Genomic DNA, 19,014 nt, shown 5'->3' on the forward strand with positions numbered 1-19,014 from the left:
ATCTTCGCTAGGCTAAAAACCCCGGTTTCGTCAAAGCATAAGCGCCGGCAAGAAAGGCGTTCTTTAAATAAACCGGAAGCTTCTCTGGATATTTTTCAAGATCTTTCTTGGCAAAGTGCGCGAGCGCGACCGGACTTACGAACTTGGTCTCGCAGCCCTCAATGAGTTGAATCAGAGTTTCGATTTTGAAGGATACCGCTCCACCTGCCATGCGGCCTTTCTTGGCGCGCGTCTTGATAACGAAGGTATCGATTTCATGCTCTCGGGAAAACTCCTGAAGATCAGCCAAGAACGACCGAAGATTGGCCTCAGATGTGTCATCCTCGAGCTCAACTCGTGTGACCTTCAGGCGAAGCATTTCCATGTCGCCTTCATCGCTCAGGTCGACAACGGCAAGTCGAACCTCCTGCGCCGATATCTCACATCCACATACTTTCATGTTCTACGCCCTCATGCCCCAAGCCCAAGGTAGCACTCTTTTTGACTTGCCGCGTAGGCATAAGCTGGCCCTGACTTCATTGTCCTGACAAATCTTCAAAGCGTACTTGGACGGGCTTCTCATCACGTCGCTCCTCAACGATGTTCTTCTAAAATTAATAGCTTACGGTGTGCGTATTTTTGTGGCTGTGAAATCTGCACTCTTATGGGATTTTGACAACCAATACTGATTCTTTGTTGTGCGCCTAAATTTTAGGCTCTCTGCTTCAATTCGTTTCTTTTCTAAGTCAGGTTCACTCTACTTTGGCTTTGCTCTGTTGTGATCAGCAGATGCAGGGATCATGTTTTACAGCATGAAGTCCAATACCCAGCTTATCGTGTTTACCGATCTTGACGGTACATTGATCGATCACGAAACTTACAGTTGGAATGAAGCACAGCCTGCACTGACCGTTCTTCATCAAATTTCCGCAGGCGTTGTTCTGGCGAGCAGTAAGACAACACCTGAAATTTCCACGTTGCGAACGTCACTTGGGTTGGACCATTGGCCCGCCATTGTCGAAAACGGCGCGGGTATTTTGCCGCCCAATGAAACCATCATTCCAGCGGGTGACCACTATGAAGCCGTTCGAGAGGCGCTGAACCGTGCGCCCGAGGATCTACGCGATCTCTTTCGTGGGTTTGGGGATGTATCCACAGCGCAAGTGGCAGAGATAACAGGCCTTTCGCTTGAAGACGCGGCATTGGCGCAACAGCGGGCCTTTTCAGAACCAGGTCAATGGTTAGGGACAGACGTGCAGAAGGTCGCCTTCGTGGATCACCTCAAGCGAGACGGAGTCATTGCGCAGCAAGGGGGGCGGTTCCTGACGCTTTCGTTGGGTGGCAACAAAGTTGACCAGATGCGAGCGATAATCGACGCGTATAAGCCGCAGCACACCATCGCCTTAGGCGATGCCCCCAATGACATACAGATGTTGGAAAACGCTGATTATGGTGTCGTCGTCGCCAACCCAAACCGCGCGCCACTTCCGCACCTAACTGGCGAAAAGACTGGCCAGATTATTAGAACGGCATCCGCGGGCCCGACTGGCTGGGCAGAGGCGGTCCTGACACTACTTAATAAACTTGAATTGCACTAGGAGAGACGCACATGGCTGATTTTCATCAGAACGGAAACATCACAACGCTGCACAATCTCCGGGCGAGGTCCGCAGACGAGATGGAGCACGAACTGTCGGTCTTTGCGCAATCACGGAAAATCTCGCTGATCTTGCCATGCCTCTACTCAGAGCTTGAGGGTGAAGCGATGCCGCATATCCTGTCGGAGTTGGCAAAGGTCAGCTACCTGCACAGAATCATTATCGGCCTGGATGCAGCCGATGAGACGCAGTACCGACACGCCAAAAAGTTCTTTGAGGGGTTGGGCCAGAACCACATCGTAATTTGGAACGACAGCCCGCGAATGCTTGCGCTGGGCGCGCGATTGGAATCGATGGGGCTGGCCCCGATGGAGCAGGGTAAGGGCAAGAATGTTTGGGCCTCTCTTGGGTATTTGATCGGATGCGCGGACAGCGCTGTAATGGCAATTCATGACTGCGATATTCTCACCTACAACAAAGAGATGTTGGCTCGTTTGGTCTACCCCGTCGCAAACCCTACGTTTCCGTATCAAGTCGCCAAGGGTTACTACCCCCGCATAGGCGGTGGGAACCTTAATGGCCGCGTAACACGGCTGTTGGTAAGCCCTCTTCTGATTGCTTTGAAACGGGTCGTCGGAGATCGTGACTACATCGATTACTTGCGTAGCTTTCGGTATCCATTGTCAGGCGAATTTGCGATGCGTACTGCGATTTTGCCAGACCTTCGAATGCCGTCCGATTGGGGCTTGGAAATTGGTGTCCTGTCCGAGGCATGGCGCAACCTCGCGCCGAAGGCGGTTTGCCAAGTTGATATCTCGGACGCCTACGATCACAAACACCAATCCCTAAGCCCAGAGGAATCCAGTGCAGGCTTAAATCGAATGTCCACGGACATCTGCAAAGCGATTTTTCGCAAGCTGGCGTCCGACGGCACCGTTTTTACGGCCAATGTTTTTCGTACGTTGAAAGCGACGTACTACCGCTGTGCCCTTGATCTACTCGAATCCTACTACAACGACGCCAAGATGAACGGGCTGACGATTGACCGCCACGCAGAGGAACAGTCAATCGAGTTGTTTGCAGAAAACATTATGAAGGCAGGGCAAATATTCTTGGATAACCCCCATGAAACGCCGTTCATCCCAACGTGGAACCGTGTTCATTCAGCCGACCCGACATTCCTGAGCGATATGGCTGCCGCTGCTAAAGCCGACGAAGAAGAATACGTCTAAGCTTTAGCCGCGATTGGTTATCCAACGACACTGATACGGTGAAAGGGTCACCGCATCTTTTTCCATGTCGATAGGTTCGCCACTGATCAGATCCACCCAGTCTTCATCTTCGATCAGGTTCATCGAGAGATGCGAAACATCGACCGTTTCATTGCTGACGTTATGCAGAGCGAAAATTGATTGGTGACGATCGAGACTCTGACGCCAGACACCAAACACAGCATCAGTCAGCGGCATCGTGAACTGCGTCGCATTGGGGTGGAAGGCGGGTTGGTTTTTCCGGATGCGCAGCCGATCTGACAAAGCATTCAAGACGCGCGATTGCTCTGTTTGGGGATCATCCAGCAAGCCGTTCAATGTTGGATAATCCCAGCGGTGCCTGTTGATCGCACGGTTCATGCCCCGATGTTCGACCTGTGCGTGATCATTCGGTGTCGCCAGCATCGAGTGTATGTAGAACGCTGGAATGCCTTCGAGTGACATGACGATGGTTTGCGAACATATGAACCGCTCAAAGTGGTAGTCATCTTTGCCTTCAAATGTCTGGCCAGTCGCCGCGTAATAGGTCGTGTTGATCTCGTAAGGGGCCTCACCACCATCTGGCAGCGCCCGCATAGACACCAAGCCACCAATCTCTTTGATCGTGTCGATCATCTTGTTTTGCTCGTCCGTAGGCAGAATGCCCTCAACTGGGCGCATCCCGATCCCGTCGTGGCTGGCAGTGAAGTTCAGGTAGGCACAGCCCAATTGCGCGGGGGGCATGCCGCTAGACCAACGCCGCAGATAATCAGCGGAGCCAGACATCATCGCATGCAGGATCAGCGGCGGCAGTGGGAAGTTATAGATTGCGTGGGCTTCGTTGCGGTTGCCAAAATAGCTTAGGTTTTCGGCCTTAGGCACATTCGTTTCAGTCAGCAGAATGATCGTTTCCGCAGCATAGTCGCACAGCATTCGGATCAATTGCACAACGGCGTGGGTTTGTGGCAAGTGGATAGAAGGCGTGCCCGCTTCTTTCCAAAGAAACGCTACCGCATCTAGCCGGATAATCTGGACACCGTTTTCAACGTGCAAACGGATGATCCGCAGGAATTCCAACAGAACTTCTGGATTGCGAAAGTCGACATCAATTTGATCATGGCTAAACGTGCACCAAACATGACGCGGCCCGTTGACGGTTTCAACTTCCTGCAAAAGTGGGGTCGTACGCGGGCGAACAACATCACTTAAGTCATCTTCAGGGGACGCCTCAAAGAAGAACTTGTCGTAGGGCGCTTGACCTTGGCGATAGGCATTGAACCACGTCCCTTGGCTCGACACATGGTTCAGCACAAGATCAGACATCAAATGAAAATCCTCACCGATGCGGTTGATGTCCGGCCAATCGCCCAATTGTGGATTCACGGCGCGAAAGTCCGATACAGCAAAGCCATCATCAGACGTATATGGAAAGAATGGCAAAATATGCACGCCGTTGACCACGCCCTTCATACGGCGCAACAAAAAGTCATACAAAAGATCGAGCGGCTTATGCGTTCCGTCCAGAATTGAATTGCCGTAGGTGATCAACATCGCATCCTGTTCGGTCCACAGGTTGTTGCTCGGGAGCCGTCCGCGTTTGCGGGGCTTGGTGCCCTCAGGCCAAAACGCCTCGACCACTTTGCTGGCCAGAATGTCGGCGTCGATATCAGGATAAATCTGTAGGATAAGAGAGGCCAGCCGGGCGCTGAACGAAGTGGTCTTAGACGTTTGCATACGAAGTGAAGTTCCGAAGTTGAGTTTTATACGAAGCAATCTGCATGATTTGCGCGGCGATAGGTCGTCAAAAAGAGTTTGTTGTCGCAATAGATGTCATTTTAGAACTGAGATGCCCAGTCTTTGGGCAGTTGTCGAGCGTCGGTTTTACCCCGCCACAATACAAAAGCGGATCATCCACACCAACGCGGCGCCTCCCGTTCATGCACTTTAGGCTTAAGTGTCAGTCTACGTGATGGTTTCTACTTCGTGCGTTCTTTCGATCGAAGCTTTGGTCGCTTTTCGGGCGGCGGCTTGTGCTGTACGTGCCAGAAGGAATGTTCCGCAGACGCCTGTCATGCTAGGGAAATGCCAACGACCCGTGATCCGTGTTGCTGTGGCGTTGATCTGGCCCTCGTAAACTGGGTCCTCGCCTTGATCAAAATCGGTGTATGTCTTGGTAAACGATACCGTAGACCCGCTGCGTGTGCCCACGATCACCGCCAAAAGAGTATCCGTTGCCTCGTCGCGAAACGTATTTGGTTCGACGACCTCGCCGCGAAGCGTTGTCCCCGTCTCGGTCAGGACAGCATCAAATGAAACAGGTGCCCCCAGCGTGATGTTGTCGTAGTCAAAACGACCCGTCCAACTTCCACTGAGGCTGTCCGACGCTGCCATTGCCTAGATCTTGCGCAAGGTGTCGCCGCGGCTCAGCGTCGGAGACAGGTCAACGACTTGACCTTCATCACTTGCACCGTCTGCATTGCGTGCGGCAACGATGCGCGCGGCCGTTTGCCCGATCTCAAGGCGGCAGGCATCCATACTCGCCAGTCGTTTCGGAAGCCCTTCCAGAAGCTCAACGCCATTGAAACCCGCCAGCCCAATCTTGTTGGGAATGTCGATGCCTTGTTCTTGTAAATAAAGCAAACCACCCGCGCCGATCATGTCGTTCGAGAAATATAGGAAGTCGAGGTCGGGCGTCCGTTTCAGCATCGCTTCCGTCATTTCGCGGCCCTTGGCCAATGCTGACCCGCCCGAGTAAAATTCCTGATCTGCAATCTCGATACCGTTCTTGGCAAGGGTTTGTGTGAATCCCTCGAACCGTTTACGTGCACGGTGATCCAACGGCATCTTAGTGCCCATGAACCCGATGCGTTTGTACCCGGCCTCAACAATGGCTTCGGCCATCATACGGCCAGCGCGACGGTGGGAAATTCCAACAGCTGTGTCGATTGGTTCACCGTCGGTGTCCATGATCTCGACCACGGGAATACCAGCCTGAAGCAACATCGCGCGCGACGCTTCGGAGTGTTCAAGTCCAGCAATGATGACGCCAGATGGTCGCCACGACAGCATCTCGAACAGAACTTTTTCTTCTTTTTCGGGTTGGTAGTCCGTCACACCAACGACTGGCTGAAGGTCCGTGTCCTCAAGGACCTCACTAATGCCAGATAAGACCTCAGGGAAAACCATGTTTCCAAGGGATGGGATAATGACGGCGACCAAATTCACGCGTTGAGATGCAAGCGCCCCAGCGATTTTGTTGGGAACATAACCCAACCTGCGCGCCGCCTCGCGAACCTTTTCTCGCGTAACGGCACTAACATCGCCTTTATTTCGCAACACGCGGCTGACGGTCATTTCGCTCACACCGGAGGCCTCGGAAACGTCGCGAAGAGTGAGGGGTCTTTTTGATCGGGTCTGCACAGGCATCGTCCTATAAATATTCACCTTTAGTGTTAACGCCCTGAACCATGGAAGTCCAAGCCCTTGCGACGTGCGGGTTTTAAAGGCAGACAGTCTTGATGTGGTCCCGTGGCTCAACTGGATAGAGCAGCCCCCTCCTAAGGGGCAGGTTGCAGGTTCGAATCCTGCCGGGATCGCCACGATGACTCACACTGTCAGAAAAACCAAATGTGTGCGCAAAAGAAAGCAATAGCGTGCGCAAAGCTTGTGTAATGCGGCTGTCAGCCGGAAAACTTATTGTTTTATTACAACGCGATACCATGAATTTTCTCTAACAATTGGCGGCATTCAGGAACGCAATCTTGACGCTGATTTGACAGCCTGCCTCCGATCACCTTTCTAAAAGGCAGCTAGGTTCCGGAACCTTTCAATCAAATTCTAAGGCTGGAAAGGCCTGAACCAAATGACGTTGCAGTTTGCAACGCTTGAAAGGATGCCGTCGTGACGCTCTCCAAAACACCCATACCCTTCTGCTCTCTAAAATTTGTCGACGAACTCCCGCGTGTTAGAGAAGTTGAAGATCGCCTGAAAGAAACCCTGCGCGAGCTAAGGAACCGGAAGCTGATGGCTGCGGGAAGCGTTGATCACGGCAATGATCCGGTTCTGTGGCATCAATTGATCAACGACAAAGATCGTACAGTGACCAAGCGCCGTGCGATCCGATTTTTAGAGCGAATGCAAAGCCTGTCCGGCATGAGCCATTTGCCTGACGCCGCCAAGACACAATTGAACGCATTGCGGGATGGTGTTTCAGTGACCCGCATTCACACCGAACACAAAGCGGACGAGATCGCTGCCGCCTTGCATGAAGAAATGCCTTGGATGGCGCCTGCTACCGAGGAGGTATGGCATGGTCTCAGGCGATCCGCGCGTGAGGGGTTACCTGGTTTACGTTTCAATCCGCTGGTGTTGGTTGGCTCGCCAGGCATCGGCAAAAGCTTTTGGGCGCGTCGACTGGCACACCACCTTGCGGTGCCCGTAACCAAAATCGAGGCGACCGGTGAACCGGCGACATTTTCACTGGTTGGAGCTCAGCGCGGATGGGGCAGCGCCGCACCAGGCAAACTCATGCAAACCGTGCTTCGGGAACGCCACGCTGGCCCGCTGGTGATCGTCGACGAAGTTGAGAAGACGGGAGACGTCAACGCAGTCAACGGCTCGCGTCATACACTAACTGATGCGCTGCTTCCGTTGTTGGAGCGCATGACAGCAGAGGGCTGGGAGTGTCCTTTTTTCCAGATCCGCTTTGATATGTCCTGGGCGAATTGGGTGCTGACGGCTAACAGCCGGAAGGGTTTGCCGGAGCCGTTGCAAAGCCGTTGCGTGGTTCTCGATTTTCCTAATCTGACACGCACGCAGTTGCGTGAGTTTGCTCTAACAGAAGGTCAAAGGCGCGGCCTCCCGGAGCCCAGCCTTTCGGCGTTAGACGCAGTGCTTGATCATGAAGTTTGGGCTGAACATCCCCTAAGCCTGCGCACAGTGTCCAGAATGTTGGATCGGGCGGAGGCGTTGATTGCGAGGCCGATGCTCCAATAACGGCCCAAACCGGACCTTCGCCTCTCGGTCAAGATGCTGCGGCTGCAACCCGCATAGCCGACATTCGCCGCGCCTGCGAAATCAATGGGTGGCCCGATGACTGCATCGCGGGACAAAGTGAGCTTTCGTTGCACGGATCATCAACGGCTGAAAGGACAGCACTTCGGACGTAGCGAAGAACAATGCGCCACAAATTGATGGTTGAATTGGGACAGACCTAGACGCTCAGATCTTTTTGCGAAGGAAGACAATTGATTAGGGCAGTGCTATCGATGTCTCAACAAAGATAAAATAAGCCATGGTAATTCTGAGTACTTGAATGATTGAACAAATTTACAGGTATGACCGCGACTCGGAGTTGCGCTCCACCTCACACGGACAGGCGTTAACGCTAGCCAGCGACCAGAACGTTCAAGCGGCGTCGACATTCTTGAAAGCTCGGGCACTCTTTCCAAACGTGACTGCAAAATCGCTCCGTGCGGTTTCCGAGATCGTAGGATCGAGGTTTTATGTACCACCATCAATGCTGGCCAAGATTCTTCGCGAAGCGGATCCCGTCGCGACGGTTGGAACGGGCGCGGTTCGGTTCGAGGGGTTCTCGGCCTGTTGCAGCGCGTATATCCGGCTGGATCTGGACAACAGCGCCCTGGAAACCGAAGCGCGCAGCAAAGGAACGACGAATGTTGATTTCGGCCCGGAATTGAGAGGTGCGCTATCCACGGTCTCGCGCGATACCGAAATGGAGATCAGCATCGGCTCAAACTCGGTCGAGGTTGTCACCGACGGCACCGCCTATATCGAAAAGAAAGTGCCGCTGCCTTTGCGATGGGTCAAAGGATTTGCCGAGGTGCAGGTGGCGATGGCCAGAATGAGGCCCGCTTTCAGCCTGCCCAAGATCGGTGCGCAACGGTTTTTACGCGGGCTGCCCCGAGGGAAAAATGACCAACGGATCTGGGTTGCCGCGAATGGCCCCATGGTGCGGGTGACTGCCCGCGAGGCGCGTGGGGCCGTTCCATTACCAGGGTGCCACCGGCTGCGTGTTTTTGAGCCTTTGGTCACGCTGGCTGATAGTCTCGACGTGCAACACAATCCGGCAACCGGCGCGACGAGCTGGGCGTTGAATTTCGGCACCCAACGGCTGTGGCTTGTTTTGAACGCAGAACCGTGGCGGGGGTTTTCGGGCGACGGCGGATTGCTCAGCCGCATGGCAAGCTCAGTCGACACCGGAATGGCAGCGGTTGCAGCGCAGTTGAACTGGCAAGACAGTATCGAACCGGCAGCGATTTCCAATACAACTGGCCTTTCGATTGAGTCCGTTGACCTTGCTTTGGCCAAGCTCGCCGCTGGAGGCCGGTTGGGGTTCGACTTGAAGCAGCAGACCTATTTCCACCGCGACCTTCCGTTTGACATGAGCAAGACTGAAGGTCTGAACCCGCGCCTGAAGTCGGCAAAGAAATTGGTCGATGCAGGAGCTGTACGTTGGACTGATGACGTGGCCGAAGTGTCGTCAGACGATGTAATCCACAAAGTCGCACCTGATGAAGCTAGCTGGCGATGCACGTGCCCTTGGTTTGCCAAGAATGGAAACCAACGCGGACCGTGCAAACACATCCTTGCAGCTGAGATGGAATTGGACCGGCAAAATGACTGAGCAGGAATTTCTGAAGTTCATTTCTTCAAACAGCGCCAAAAAGGTGTTGGACTGGTTAGCCAAGATACCGGCGAAGGAACGACACGCCTATGCCAAACCAACAATGACCTTGTTCAAGAAACTGGATCGGTACTGGAACGCTGGTGCCGATATATCCCAGCCCAAAGTTAAGGATGGTGAAGCCATCTCAGTCGCGGTCCTTGCGACCTCATCTCAATCCGAACTGACCAAGCTGTCGTTTTTCCCCATGCCTGAGAAAATCCCGATTGAGGACATCATCCGCAAGTTGGACCCCGATTGGGTACAAGGCGTCGTAGAGCATTTCATTGAAGATCATACTTTCTATATCAACCGTTTCCAAGAGCTGTGGAAGACAGGCCTGTGCAAGCGCCCCGAAAGCGATGCGATCATTCTTGGCTACTACTCTCATTGGTCTGGAACGCGGACAGAAGACAGCAAGTCAGCGTTGTTGGATGGTGATGTATGGCGGTTCTTCGAGGTCGAGGGCGGTGGTGAAGATAGCCTTGCCAACCACGACAAGTTTCTGAAAAGCGGCCAAGAAAGCTGGGCGGATCGGATCAAACGATATGCCGACGAAGGTTTGTTGGACCGCCAGCGTTTGTTGGATGCGTCGCTGGACGCGTTGGATCGAGATTTCGCCCAATACCGCGCCGGATGGTATTCGCGGTTTCATGTGTTGATGGCGCCGGTTTCCGGCGAAATGGCGATGCGGTCTGACCGGTATTTGCGATTGCTGTCATCCTCAATCCCTCCGACGGTTTCGTTTGCCTTGAAGCATGTACAGAAGTTGGAAAAATCGGGGGCCATCGCCGCGGAAGAGCTGTTAGCAGCGTTGGAACCTGCGCTGCAAGCGCGTGTTAAGGGTACCGTGACGGGGGCACTCAAGCTGTTGCTGAGCGCTGCGAAACGGAAACCAGAGTTAAGGCAGGAAGCCGCAGCGAAGATGGTTTTGGCGCTGATTTTCGAAGATGCGGGCGTGCAAGCAAAAGCGCTGGACGCAATCGAGACTCTGGGGGCTGAAAGCGTCTCGGATGAGTTGGCCAACTATGTCGATCTTGTTGCCCCCTCAGTCCGATCACGCATCGCAGAAATGGCGGGTGTTGCGTTTGGGACCGCACCTGATACCGCCCTCGACATTGTTCCGAATGAGGCTCAGCCGATCGCGGCAGTAACATCCCCTGATGAGGCACTTGCATTGTTTCTGACCGTGCTGGAAGAGCCGCGCGATCCGTTTGAAGTCGAACGCGCAATAGATGGTATTTCGCGCTTCGGGGCCGCGCTTCGACTGGATGACAAGACTTTGTCGCCGCTTCGCAAGCGCGCAAAGCAGGTGTGCAAGTCGTCTGGCGACAGCGATATTCGCTATGTCCTTGCTTTGAGCGGACGGGCGATGGCCGAGAGCGTGCCGCTTGCCGCGATACTTGCGGAAGAAAGCGATGGGCAAAAGAACTTCAGGTTTTTATCGGAGCTTAGCCTACAAGAACATCATCTTGCCCGAAATGCTGGTGTGATCGAACGGGTCGGAGATGGGGCTTCCCTTCCGTTGCTGGCTCTGCCAAGCGAAACCTCGGGCTTGGTTCACGTTGCCGATCTGCTGGCGCGGATAGAGTGCTATCGCGAACAGGGCATCAAGCCCGAGCCCCATGACCTTGCAATGGCATTGATGAGGCTTGCTCCGGAGGGGCGCGACGTCGGGAACCTTTCCCTTGCAACCGAGGCAGATCGGGCCATTGCCTACGCCCTGGGACAAGACGTCAAGGTCGGCCCCGCGCCTGAGCTGTGGGGCGCCGCATGGCGCGCGCGTATTCCAGAACAGGCCGACAAAGCTATCACCAAACTGTTCAAGAAGCCGCTCAAACTGAAGCAAGATTCCGTACCAGAATGCGGCACGCCTGCCACCATGGAATTGCAGGTCGAGCGCAAGGAAACGGAGGATGGTAGTTGGCATTGGCTTGTGGTTGAGGTTCCGGTTACGCCCGCGAACACGATGAAGTCTCGCGCCTTGCCCGCTCTCTTTTGTCTTCCCGACCAAGGCTACCAATACGCGACGTGCTGCGGATACACATTTTCCGACATCGCATGGGCCTCGCTAACTCGACCGGCGGATCCGGAACCGTTTTTTCGGGTTGCGTTGATCGGTTTGGATACATGGCAAAAACTTTCCGACAATCCCACAAGGGCTTATCTGGAACCGTTCTTTCGACCTGGTCCGTCGGTGGGCCCTCTGGGGGCGGCTGTGCTAGCGTGCTATGTGGCCTGTGAGGACAAATCCGTTTCCTCGCTTGCAATCGAGGCGGCCGCTGTGCTCTCGGCTGAAGGGCGACTGACAACCCGGGTCTTTGTGCCCGAGCTGAAAAAGGTCTTGATGTCGAATTCATTGCCGACCAGCCGCTGGACAAAGGCCTTGAAAGGCGTCGCCGATTTGGGTGCCAGTCGTTTTGCCATAGAGACGATCGTGGGCCTTTTGGACTTCGCGCCAGAAGAAACCCCAAGGGATATCGGCGGCATGCTGGAGCTTTGCTTCGAGCTTCACGTTGCGCAAAATGCCCAACTTACCAACGAACGCGCGATTGCTTGTCTGCGATCCATTCCAGGAGGCGGGAAAACGACGCGGTTCTCAAAGAAACTATTGTCCTTGGCGAAGCAAGATCAAGTTTGAGAACGAAGTAGTTTCGTTGAAACTGCGCTCGCCAATGTGGATTGGGCAGCAAGGCCGAATTCTCAAGTTTTGCCGCCACGTAACGCCAGTCTAGCCAAAGTCGTCTTCCAGCAAAGTCGCCTCCATTGGTACAAATTGCAGCATCATTCACTTTGGGCTCATAGCGGCCATTCTCCGCTTTGCAGCATCATAGGTTATTAACCGAGAACTCACGACACGAACGGCCCAAACCGGACCTTCGCCTCTCGGTCAAGATGCTGCGGCTGCAACCCGCATAGCCGACATTCGCCGCGCCTGCGAAATCAATGGGTGGCCCGATGACTGCATCGCGGACGAAGCCGACTTTGGCGCAATGTCCGCTTTCAGTTTATTTGAGTGATTGCGCGTATTCCTCAAGCTGAGTAGCGACCGTGCCCCAACCATCATAGAACCCCATCCCTTCATGGCTTTGACGGGCTTCGGGCGAACGATGTCTGGCAGTTGCGGTGTACGTCGTGCCACCGTTTCCATCATCGGCAAGTTCGATGATCGCCGTCATGAAGGGATCTGCGGCAGGCTTCCATCCTTCGCTGTAAGTGTCGGTGAACACCAATCTTTCGCCATCCACGACTTCGAGGAACACACCTTCGTTCTGCATGAGGTTGCCTTCAACGTTCATCACTGTGTTGAACTTGCCGCCGACCCGAAGGTCGATTTCGCAGGCGTCGATGCCATGGGGTTTGGGCACAAAGAAATGCTTGATGTGATCCGGCGTGGTCCAGCATTCCCAGAGCAGGGCGCGCGGAGCATTGATCGTGCGGGTGAAAGTCAGGTCGGTTTCGGGGTCGAAGTTCATTTGCTACGCTCCTGCATGAGGTTCCTGATGTAATCGTCAAAGCGGTCGAGCCGCCCTTCCCAGACCGCGCTCTGCTCGCTCAACCAGTCTTTTGCGGGCGTGAAGGCATCCGGAGCCAACTCGCATATCCGCGTCCGCCCTTCCTTCTTCGATGTGACGAGGTTAGCAGCTTCTAGCTTCTTCAGATGCTCCATGAACGACGGCAGCGCCATGTCATGGTGCTGCGCCAATTCGCTCACGGTCGCCTCGCCACGAGCAAGACGTTGAAGGATCATACGCCGTGTCGGATCACCAAGGGCTGAAAAGCAGAGATCGAGGTTCAGGTCATACTTAGACATATCCCTAAGTAACAAAAGCAACAGGCCCGATCAAGACACTAAGGAAAACCCCTAAGTTAATGGTAAGCGGTCGTTCGCTGCGCGCTGACCAAAGATCAAGTTGGGCTCATAGCGGCCATTCTCCGCTTTGCAGCATCATAGGTTATTAACCGAGAACTCACGACACGAACGGCCCATTGCGGCCCCTCGCTCCTCGTTCAAAATGCTGCACTAGCAGCTCGCATAGCGGACATTGCTCCATGAGCGCAGCATTTCCCAATGCTGGATGACTACTACGTAGGACAGAGCGGACAATAACAGTGACATGGCCAACGTCCGGCTTCTTTGCGTTCCAAAGCAATTTCCTTGGTCGTCGAAGTCTGCATTTCAACAACGCGAACCGCGAATGCACTTTTCGAAGACATCGCAGTAGATCCGTACCCGCATGTTCTGATTGGAAGTTAACGACTGGTTTGCGCCAACGTTCTCCAACGATCAATGTAATCCAGAAAATCCTCACCAACGTCAGAGTTTTCCGCGTTGGAAGCGTTCGGCAATTTCTCATGGTGATTGAAAAGCAAGGCCGCGCCTATACTTGTACCCGTCACCGCTTCACTTGTGAAGACGGGCCGACGGGTGACTGCTTTCAACATCGCGATGAATTCTGCATTGCCCGCAAAAGGGCCTTCAACAATAGTGGGGCCCGCGCCCTCAATTAATTCCAGGCATGTCCCTGTCATTAAGGCGAGGTAGTAAGACAATGCCACCGATCGCTGGCCCGAACCTACTGGTAGCTCCGTATCTCGCCATTGCATTTTGCAGCCCTGGAATGGACCCGTGCAGTGTTCAACCGATGGGAGAAGCATCAAATACCGCTCCAGCACCGTGGTGACGTCCTGTCGGGTTGGCGCATAAGGATGGCCATTCTGTATGACCTCGTATTCGCGGCCACCCATGAACCGCGCGCTTGGCACCGCTTGCCCAAGCGCATTAACGTTGATGAGCGTGTCACGGGCCGGATCAAGGTGGGGGATCGGCGCCGCATCATCACCTCTAAACGACATCGCGATCACCCATGTTCCGGTCGAAACCACAGACGCAGGTGCATTCTGGGAACGTAAATGTGGGTAAAGCGAGGCGTTTGAATCGTGAATACCAACGCAAACTGGCGTATTCGGGGCAAGTCCTGTGGTCTCAGAGATATCCGGTAAAATCGGACCGAGGATATCACTTGGGTGGCGCACTGTTGCAATCTTTTCCTGAACGCCAAGGGCCGCGGGGAGGTTAGAAAATGCCCCCTTATGAGGATCCCAAAGGTCCGTATGACAGCCCAGCGACGTCACATCTGTCGCGGCAATGCCCGTCAGGCGATGCCCCCAGAATTGCGGGTAAGTGACGATCTGCACCGTACGATCCCTAAGCGTTGGATCGGTGGTGAACTGGTAATGCAACTGTGCGCCGATGTTCAGACCACCCACCATTCTTGGCGATCCGGTCAAGGCGAAATCAGGCTTTAAGGCATCATAGGCCGCGACGATATCGGAAGGATATTTATATTCGTAATCAAGGATCGGCGCGGCAAGCGAGCCGTCCGCTGCCAGCAGCGCGGCACAGGCGCCATGGGTCGTGATCGAAATCGCGTCAACTCGGTGGTTGCAGTGAAAGGTTGCGAGCGCATCCAGCAAGAAGGCCCAATGCCCCTCTACATCATAGTGCGGCCAAGGCGGCCCCGCCTGAACGACATTGGGGCGGGTGACGACTGCGATTTCGGTCAGCGTCGCGAGGTCGACAAGTGCGAGCTTTGCATTCGTCTTGCCGATGTCAACGACGGCGATGTGCTGCGGATTGGTCATGGCATGTGAAATAGTGGCGTGAGCGCCACGGCGACGGGTTCATTGTTGGGCGCGGTTTGCATGATGTCGGCCATATGTGCCCACCATTTTTGCATAACGGGATGGTTCGGGAGGTCGTCCATCTTGTGGCCGACTTCGCGTGTAAGGACACCGATCAGGAGGCCCGTGTGTTCGTCCAGATGGATTGAGTAGTCGCTGACACCGGCACCGTGCAACAGATCGACAAGTTCCGGCCAGATTGCATCATGGCGGCGTTTGTATTCATCCGCCATGCCGTCGTTCAGGGTCATGCGGAACACGTAAAGCTCGCTCATGCGTTGCGCCTCGCGGCTGCCATGGCCCAAAGGCGCGGCAACGCGATTACCCCGATAAGGAGCAGGCCAATGAAGATCGACATCACGATGCCCGGAACGTTGAGAAGCCCAAGGCCGAAGGTAACGAGCCCCATGACGAACGCTGCGATGACAACGCCCGGTATGGTGCCAGACCCACCAAGGATGTTGACGCCGCCAAGCACGACCATGGTGACCACCTCAAGCTCCATTCCCGAGGCAATGCTGGGGCGGGTGGAGCCGAGGCGCGAGGTCAAACAGACCGCTGCAACGCCAGACATCAGACCTGTCAGCAGGAAGAGGATGAACTTCACCCGCTGCACACGGATGCCGCTGAACAGAGCGCCAGTCGGATTGTTGCCGATGGCATAGACCGCGCGGCCAAAGTTGGTTTTGTGTAGCAGCACAGCATAGATCACCGCGATGATGACGAAGAGTAACATTTCCACCGTGAACACCCAGTAGATATAGCCTTGCCCGAACCACGAGAAGCTGGACGGATAGCCGCTGAACGACCCATCCCCAAGGATGATATAGCTGATACCACGAAACAGGCTCATGGTGCCGATGGTCACTACGATGGACGGCAAGCCGAAGAAGGTCACGAACACGCCGTTGAACGCCCCACACAAAAGACCGACGGTCAGGCCGATCAGAACAAGCTCTGGCGTTCCCGCCCCATGCTGCATCGCCAATCCCATTGCGGTGCTGGCCAGCGCGATGATCGAGGCTACGGAGAGGTCGATTTCACCCGAGATGATCAGCAGCGCCATGGCAAAGGCGATCATCGCCTTTTCGGTGAAATTGAACGTTGCATCGCTCAGGTTCCATGCGTTCAAAAAGTAGGGGGAGGCAAAGCTGTTAACCACAAAGATCGCGATGGCGACGGCCAGTAGAAGGGCTTCCCAGCTTTTGAAAATCCGCACGGCGCGGCTGTTCAGGCGGTCAGGGATATGGCGGGTAGTGGTTGTGTCCGTCATTGGGTGGCCTCGGCAGATTTAAGGATGATGCGGCCTTTGGTGCGGCCGGAACGGGCATTGAATGCGACTGCGATCAGGATGGCAGAACCGGAAATGGCGAGCTGCCAGAACGGCGAAATATTAACGACAGGCAAGGCGTTTTTGACCACGCCCAGAAAGATCGCGCCCAGCACGGCGCCCCCGACAGACCCGATGCCGCCCGCGATGGAAATGCCGCCGATGACGCAGGCTGCCACAACTTCGAGCTCGAAGCCGCCAGCGATGTCGACATAGGCCACGGCGTAGCGGGCCACCCAAAGGTATCCCGTCAGACCCGCCAGCGCGCCCGAGACCACGAAGGCCCAGAACTGCGTCTTGCCAACATTGATGCCTGTATAGACCGCGGCGTGAGGGTTGCCGCCCACGGCAAAGATCGACCGCCCGAACTGGGTGCGTGCCATCATGATCCCGAAGGTGATGACCGTGATAATTGCGATCCAGGAAAGGACAGGCAGGCCCAGAAGAACCGCGCGGGGGAAGCCTGTGAAGGCCGCGCTCATCTCATGGGAATTGACCCATTTACCGTCGGAAATCAGGAAGATAATGCCGCGAAAGATGGTCATCGTACCAAGGGTCACAACGATCGGGGGGATCGACAGTTTCCACACAAGCACGCCGTTGATCGCCCCCATAATGCCGCCCATCAGAACGGCGATTGCGATGATCACGGGGATCGGCAGGCCCGGCATGGCGACGTTGATCATCGCCACGGCCATTCCGGTCAGCGCAAGGTTTGCGGCAACGGACAGGTCGATACACCGTGTCAGGATCACGACCATCTGACCCAACGCCAGAATAATCAGCGGAGCTGTGTCGTTGAACACATTTGCCAGATTAGACGGCGCCACGAAGCCCGCAAACCGCGACGCAACAAGGATAATCAGGATCAGGATCGCGCTGCCAAGGATGGCTTCGCGCACGGGGATGAAACGCATCATTGGGGCGCGCCTTCTGTTTGTGTTGTAATACCAGCTGCGTGGCGAACCAGCAATTCAGGGGTCACGTCATCACCGGACAGCTCTGCAGCGATCAGCCCGTCACGCATGACAATGACGCGGTCGGACATGCCGATGATTTCAGGAATTTCAGAGCTGACCATAATCACAGAGAGACCCTGTGCAGCGAGTTCTGCCATGAATTCATGCACCGCCGCCTTTGACCCAATGTCGATGCCTTTAGTCGGCTCATCAAGGATGATGACCTGCGGCTGGGTCGCCAGCCATTTGGCGATGACGACCTTTTGCTGGTTCCCGCCGGATAGGTTTCCGATGTCTTGGTCCAAGGACGCGGCGCGCAAATCCAGCCGTTCCGCATATTCACGGGCGAGTTTGAATTCTTCGGCCAACCGCAGGAATCCGCTACGGGACGTACGGCCGAGTGAGGGCAGCGTGATATTCTGGAAGATCGGCAAACCGATCACCGCGCCCTGTTTGCCGCGATCTTCGGGGACGTAGACAATCCCGTTCTCGACCGCATCAGCGGGCGAGCGCATGACTTTAATATTACCATTCACACGGCACACGCCTTTGGATGGCTTGGTAATGCCAAACAAGGCTTGCATGAACTCGGAACGCCCCGCGCCGACCAGCCCGTAAAAGCCAAGGATTTCGCCGCGTTTCAGATCAAAGTTGATGTCTGCAAATTCTGTGGGGTGGGAATATCCGACAACTTTGAGAACCTCTTCGCCCACCTCACGGGCGCGGTCGGGGAAAATCTGGTCGACCGAGCGGCCGACCATCATCGAAACGAGATCGCCCTCGGTAATCTCCGCTATCAAACCGTCGCCCACAAACCCGCCGTCACGGAATACTGTATAACGGTCGGCGATGCGGAAAATCTCGTCGAACTTGTGGCTGATGAACAAGATCGCCTTACCCTGAGCCTTTAAAGTTTCAACAAGTTCATACAGTTCTTCAATTTCTTTGTGCGATAGCGCGGCGGTGGGCTCGTCCATGATCACGACGCGCGCATCCACCGACAGCGCACGGGCAATTGCCACAAGGTGTTTGTTTGCAATTCCAAGGTCTCGTAGCTGGGTGTGGCTGCTGAACGGCGCGCCGATGTCAGCCAGTAGCTTGGAAGCGTTGCGGTGCATCTGCGCCGTGTCGATCAGCCCGAAGCGGTTGCGCGGTGCGTGACCAATATAGATGTTTTCGGCGACTGATAGCTCGTCAAATAGAACAGTTTCCTGATGGATCGCGGTAATCCCAGCCTTGGCGGCGTCGTTGGGCGTTCCAAAGGTCACGGGGTCCCCATCAATACGAATGGTGCCGCCATCGGTCTGGTAAATGCCTGTCAAAATCTTGACGGTCGTCGACTTCCCCGCGCCATTTTCCCCAACCAAAGCCGTGACCTGACCAGGATACAGATCAAGCTTGACCTGATCGAGCGCTTTGACGCCTGGAAAGGTCTTTGTGATCAGGTCCATCGATACAACGGCGGACGGAGTGGCGGGCGCGGCATGCGGCGTCATCGGGAGGCCTCGTTTTAGTGGGGGGGGCGGGC

16 protein-coding genes and 1 tRNA gene are annotated in these 19,014 nt (G+C 55.0%); 6 read left to right on the top strand and 11 right to left on the bottom strand.

From position 1 onward, the window contains the following. Positions 1-7 precede the first annotated feature (7 nt). On the bottom strand, positions 8-439 hold the full coding sequence (locus L0666_RS14235; protein ID WP_235262043.1) for a DUF3010 family protein: 432 nt from the start codon (positions 437-439) through the stop codon (positions 8-10). 352 nt (positions 440-791) lie between these two features. On the opposite strand from L0666_RS14235, the gene L0666_RS14240 reads away from it, so the two are divergent. Both L0666_RS14240 and L0666_RS14245 read left to right on the top strand, forming a co-directional pair. After that, positions 792-1,577: an HAD-IIB family hydrolase gene (locus L0666_RS14240; protein WP_235262044.1), complete on the top strand. Its 786-nt coding sequence runs from the start codon at positions 792-794 to the stop codon at positions 1,575-1,577. A gap of 11 nt (positions 1,578-1,588) precedes the next feature. Beyond that, on the top strand, positions 1,589-2,809 hold the full coding sequence (locus L0666_RS14245) for a glycosyltransferase family protein (RefSeq protein ID WP_235262045.1): 1,221 nt from the start codon (positions 1,589-1,591) through the stop codon (positions 2,807-2,809). Positions 2,810-2,812: 3 nt separating this feature from the next. Here the strand turns inward: L0666_RS14245 and L0666_RS14250 are convergent, their stop codons facing one another. The 3 genes from L0666_RS14250 to L0666_RS14260 form a co-directional block, all read right to left on the bottom strand. Further along, positions 2,813-4,561 carry a sugar phosphorylase gene (locus L0666_RS14250; protein WP_235262046.1) on the bottom strand — a complete coding sequence of 583 codons (1,749 nt, stop codon included), beginning with the start codon at positions 4,559-4,561 and terminating at the stop codon, positions 2,813-2,815. Positions 4,562-4,789: 228 nt separating this feature from the next. Then, positions 4,790-5,218 carry a hypothetical protein gene (locus L0666_RS14255; protein ID WP_235262047.1) on the bottom strand — a complete coding sequence of 143 codons (429 nt, stop codon included), beginning with the start codon at positions 5,216-5,218 and terminating at the stop codon, positions 4,790-4,792. 3 nt (positions 5,219-5,221) lie between these two features. Further along, positions 5,222-6,247, bottom strand: a complete 1,026-nt coding sequence (locus tag L0666_RS14260) for a LacI family DNA-binding transcriptional regulator (protein ID WP_336246280.1) — start codon at positions 6,245-6,247, stop codon at positions 5,222-5,224. Between the two features lie 102 nt (positions 6,248-6,349). On the opposite strand from L0666_RS14260, the gene L0666_RS14265 reads away from it, so the two are divergent. The 4 genes from L0666_RS14265 to L0666_RS14280 all read left to right on the top strand — a co-directional run bounded on the left by L0666_RS14265 (position 6,350) and on the right by L0666_RS14280 (position 12,153). Further along, a tRNA-Arg gene (locus L0666_RS14265) sits at positions 6,350-6,426 on the top strand. 301 nt (positions 6,427-6,727) lie between these two features. Then, positions 6,728-7,822: an AAA family ATPase gene (locus tag L0666_RS14270; RefSeq protein WP_235262048.1), complete on the top strand. Its 1,095-nt coding sequence runs from the start codon at positions 6,728-6,730 to the stop codon at positions 7,820-7,822. Positions 7,823-8,180: 358 nt separating this feature from the next. Next, positions 8,181-9,473: an SWIM zinc finger family protein gene (locus L0666_RS14275; protein ID WP_235262049.1), complete on the top strand. Its 1,293-nt coding sequence runs from the start codon at positions 8,181-8,183 to the stop codon at positions 9,471-9,473. Next, positions 9,403-12,153 (top strand): DUF6493 family protein, encoded by a 2,751-nt coding sequence (locus L0666_RS14280; RefSeq protein ID WP_235262050.1) that lies wholly within the window; start codon positions 9,403-9,405, stop codon positions 12,151-12,153. Before L0666_RS14275 ends, L0666_RS14280 begins: the two co-directional genes overlap by 71 nt. A gap of 367 nt (positions 12,154-12,520) precedes the next feature. Here L0666_RS14280 and L0666_RS14285 read toward each other — a convergent pair whose 3' ends face one another. From L0666_RS14285 to L0666_RS14315, 7 genes are all read right to left on the bottom strand, one after another. Continuing rightward, positions 12,521-12,988: an SRPBCC family protein gene (locus tag L0666_RS14285; RefSeq protein WP_235262051.1), complete on the bottom strand. Its 468-nt coding sequence runs from the start codon at positions 12,986-12,988 to the stop codon at positions 12,521-12,523. After that, positions 12,985-13,326: an ArsR/SmtB family transcription factor gene (locus tag L0666_RS14290; RefSeq protein WP_235262052.1), complete on the bottom strand. Its 342-nt coding sequence runs from the start codon at positions 13,324-13,326 to the stop codon at positions 12,985-12,987. The genes L0666_RS14285 and L0666_RS14290 overlap by 4 nt, the downstream gene beginning before the upstream one ends. Before the next feature lie 440 nt (positions 13,327-13,766). Then, on the bottom strand, positions 13,767-15,158 hold the full coding sequence (locus tag L0666_RS14295) for an FGGY-family carbohydrate kinase (protein WP_235262053.1): 1,392 nt from the start codon (positions 15,156-15,158) through the stop codon (positions 13,767-13,769). Then, positions 15,155-15,472 (bottom strand): L-rhamnose mutarotase, encoded by a 318-nt coding sequence (locus L0666_RS14300; protein ID WP_235262054.1) that lies wholly within the window; start codon positions 15,470-15,472, stop codon positions 15,155-15,157. Before L0666_RS14300 ends, L0666_RS14295 begins: the two co-directional genes overlap by 4 nt. Continuing rightward, positions 15,469-16,470: an ABC transporter permease gene (locus L0666_RS14305; RefSeq protein ID WP_235262055.1), complete on the bottom strand. Its 1,002-nt coding sequence runs from the start codon at positions 16,468-16,470 to the stop codon at positions 15,469-15,471. Before L0666_RS14305 ends, L0666_RS14300 begins: the two co-directional genes overlap by 4 nt. Next, positions 16,467-17,447 (bottom strand): ABC transporter permease, encoded by a 981-nt coding sequence (locus L0666_RS14310; RefSeq protein WP_235262056.1) that lies wholly within the window; start codon positions 17,445-17,447, stop codon positions 16,467-16,469. The genes L0666_RS14305 and L0666_RS14310 overlap by 4 nt, the downstream gene beginning before the upstream one ends. After that, on the bottom strand, positions 17,444-18,982 hold the full coding sequence (locus L0666_RS14315) for a sugar ABC transporter ATP-binding protein (RefSeq protein WP_235262057.1): 1,539 nt from the start codon (positions 18,980-18,982) through the stop codon (positions 17,444-17,446). The genes L0666_RS14310 and L0666_RS14315 overlap by 4 nt, the downstream gene beginning before the upstream one ends. Positions 18,983-19,014: the final 32 nt, after the last annotated feature.

The organism is Octadecabacter algicola (assembly GCF_021532625.1).
GTDB classification, from domain to species: domain Bacteria; phylum Pseudomonadota; class Alphaproteobacteria; order Rhodobacterales; family Rhodobacteraceae; genus Octadecabacter; species Octadecabacter algicola.

Bases quoted from the DNA above. Each gene is read 5' to 3' on its own strand.
- L0666_RS14300 (WP_235262054.1), bottom strand. From the start codon at position 15,472: ATGAGCGAGCTTTACGTGTTCCGCATGACCCTGAACGACGGCATGGCG.
- L0666_RS14250 (WP_235262046.1), bottom strand. From the start codon at position 4,561: ATGCAAACGTCTAAGACCACTTCGTTCAGCGCCCGGCTGGCCTCTCTT.
- L0666_RS14285 (WP_235262051.1), bottom strand. From the start codon at position 12,988: ATGAACTTCGACCCCGAAACCGACCTGACTTTCACCCGCACGATCAAT.
- L0666_RS14280 (WP_235262050.1), top strand. From the start codon at position 9,403: ATGGAAACCAACGCGGACCGTGCAAACACATCCTTGCAGCTGAGATGG.
- L0666_RS14240 (WP_235262044.1), top strand. From the start codon at position 792: ATGAAGTCCAATACCCAGCTTATCGTGTTTACCGATCTTGACGGTACA.
- L0666_RS14290 (WP_235262052.1), bottom strand. From the start codon at position 13,326: ATGTCTAAGTATGACCTGAACCTCGATCTCTGCTTTTCAGCCCTTGGT.
- L0666_RS14255 (WP_235262047.1), bottom strand. From the start codon at position 5,218: ATGGCAGCGTCGGACAGCCTCAGTGGAAGTTGGACGGGTCGTTTTGAC.
- L0666_RS14245 (WP_235262045.1), top strand. From the start codon at position 1,589: ATGGCTGATTTTCATCAGAACGGAAACATCACAACGCTGCACAATCTC.
- L0666_RS14310 (WP_235262056.1), bottom strand. From the start codon at position 17,447: ATGATGCGTTTCATCCCCGTGCGCGAAGCCATCCTTGGCAGCGCGATC.
- L0666_RS14235 (WP_235262043.1), bottom strand. From the start codon at position 439: ATGAAAGTATGTGGATGTGAGATATCGGCGCAGGAGGTTCGACTTGCC.
- L0666_RS14315 (WP_235262057.1), bottom strand. From the start codon at position 18,982: ATGACGCCGCATGCCGCGCCCGCCACTCCGTCCGCCGTTGTATCGATG.
- L0666_RS14295 (WP_235262053.1), bottom strand. From the start codon at position 15,158: ATGACCAATCCGCAGCACATCGCCGTCGTTGACATCGGCAAGACGAAT.
- L0666_RS14305 (WP_235262055.1), bottom strand. From the start codon at position 16,470: ATGACGGACACAACCACTACCCGCCATATCCCTGACCGCCTGAACAGC.